At 51.4% G+C, this 1,256-nt stretch carries 11 tRNA genes; all 11 read left to right on the forward strand.

From position 1 onward, the window contains the following. Nucleotides 1–10 precede the first annotated feature (10 nt). The 11 genes from PSHG_RS25905 to PSHG_RS25955 all read left to right on the forward strand — a co-directional run bounded on the left by PSHG_RS25905 (nucleotide 11) and on the right by PSHG_RS25955 (nucleotide 1,042). A tRNA-Thr gene (locus PSHG_RS25905) sits at nucleotides 11–83 on the forward strand. Between the two features lie 10 nt (nucleotides 84–93). Beyond that, a tRNA-Glu gene (locus PSHG_RS25910) sits at nucleotides 94–168 on the forward strand. A gap of 15 nt (nucleotides 169–183) precedes the next feature. Continuing rightward, a tRNA-Val gene (locus PSHG_RS25915) sits at nucleotides 184–259 on the forward strand. A 34-nt stretch (nucleotides 260–293) separates the two neighbouring features. After that, nucleotides 294–369, forward strand: a tRNA-Thr gene (locus PSHG_RS25920). A 13-nt stretch (nucleotides 370–382) separates the two neighbouring features. Beyond that, nucleotides 383–457 (forward strand) — tRNA-Gln (locus PSHG_RS25925). A 3-nt stretch (nucleotides 458–460) separates the two neighbouring features. Next, nucleotides 461–536: transfer RNA gene (locus PSHG_RS25930), tRNA-Lys, on the forward strand. A 6-nt stretch (nucleotides 537–542) separates the two neighbouring features. After that, nucleotides 543–624 (forward strand) — tRNA-Leu (locus PSHG_RS25935). Between the two features lie 86 nt (nucleotides 625–710). Next, nucleotides 711–785: transfer RNA gene (locus tag PSHG_RS25940), tRNA-Gly, on the forward strand. Between the two features lie 4 nt (nucleotides 786–789). Continuing rightward, nucleotides 790–866: transfer RNA gene (locus PSHG_RS25945), tRNA-Arg, on the forward strand. 19 nt (nucleotides 867–885) lie between these two features. Next, nucleotides 886–962, forward strand: a tRNA-Pro gene (locus PSHG_RS25950). A gap of 9 nt (nucleotides 963–971) precedes the next feature. Further along, nucleotides 972–1,042, forward strand: a tRNA-Gly gene (locus PSHG_RS25955). Nucleotides 1,043–1,256 lie beyond the last annotated feature (214 nt).

The following is a 1,256-nucleotide window of genomic DNA, read 5'->3' on the forward strand; positions in this document are numbered from 1 at the left end:
GGGGAGCCATGCTTCCATAGCTCAGTAGGTAGAGTGCATCCATGGTAAGGATGAGGTCACCGGTTCGAGCCCGGTTGGAAGCTTTCGAAACATGGCCCGTTGGTCAAGCGGTTAAGACACCGCCCTTTCACGGCGGTAACACGGGTTCGAATCCCGTACGGGTCACCATTCCCTTGTACATAGGGACGCTTAGCTCAGCTGGGAGAGCATCTGCCTTACAAGCAGAGGGTCGGCGGTTCGATCCCGTCAGCGTCCACCATCGTATAATCTTATGTTAGTTGGGAATACTAAATGCCGTTGTAGCTCAATTGGTAGAGCAACTGACTTGTAATCAGTAGGTTGGGGGTTCAAGTCCTCTCGACGGCACCATTTCTCTTAATGTTGGGGATTAGCCAAGCGGTAAGGCAACGGACTTTGACTCCGTCATGCCCAGGTTCGAATCCTGGATCCCCAGCCAAGAGAGCCATTAGCTCAGTTGGTAGAGCACCTGACTTTTAATCAGGGTGTCGAAGGTTCGAGTCCTTCATGGCTCACCATTTTATGCGCGTGTGGCGGAATTGGCAGACGCACTAGACTTAGGATCTAGCGTCTCACGACGTGGGGGTTCAAGTCCCTCCACGCGCATAACTTTAATCTAAATACCAGAAAATTTTTACTTGCAAAATCTAAAACATACTGGTATAATAGATTAGGTGATCTTCAAGGATTATGCGGAAGTGGCTCAGCGGTAGAGCATCGCCTTGCCAAGGCGAGGGTCGCGGGTTCGATTCCCGTCTTCCGCTCCAATATGTGCCCTTAGCTCAGCTGGATAGAGCGTTTGACTACGAATCAAAAGGTCGGGAGTTCGAATCTCTCAGGGCACGCCATTTTCTCAAAGCTTCACATCGGGACGTAGCTCAGCTTGGTAGAGCACCTGGTTTGGGACCAGGGGGTCGCATGTTCAAATCGTGTCGTCCCGACCATCAATATTTGCGGGTGTAGTTCAATGGTAGAACTCCAGCCTTCCAAGCTGGTAGCGTGGGTTCGATTCCCATCACCCGCTTAGCTAAGTCGCCGAATGGCGGCTTTTTGTTTTGCGTGATGGGTAGAGAGAACCCGAGAAGTGGGGACGACCGTCCGTGCAAGGCTTAGAGAGCATAATCTGAGCAGGACGCGCGTCTGTTTCTACCTCTACCTCTCGAGCTTAGCTCGCCTTTAATCAAGAAACAGAGTATTCCCATCACCCGCTTAACTAAGTCGCCGAATGGCGGCTTTTT

Origin of the sequence: Paenibacillus senegalensis JC66 (genome assembly GCF_000285515.1) — a bacterium.
Classification (GTDB): Bacteria; Bacillota; Bacilli; order Paenibacillales; family NBRC-103111; genus Paenibacillus_L; species Paenibacillus_L senegalensis.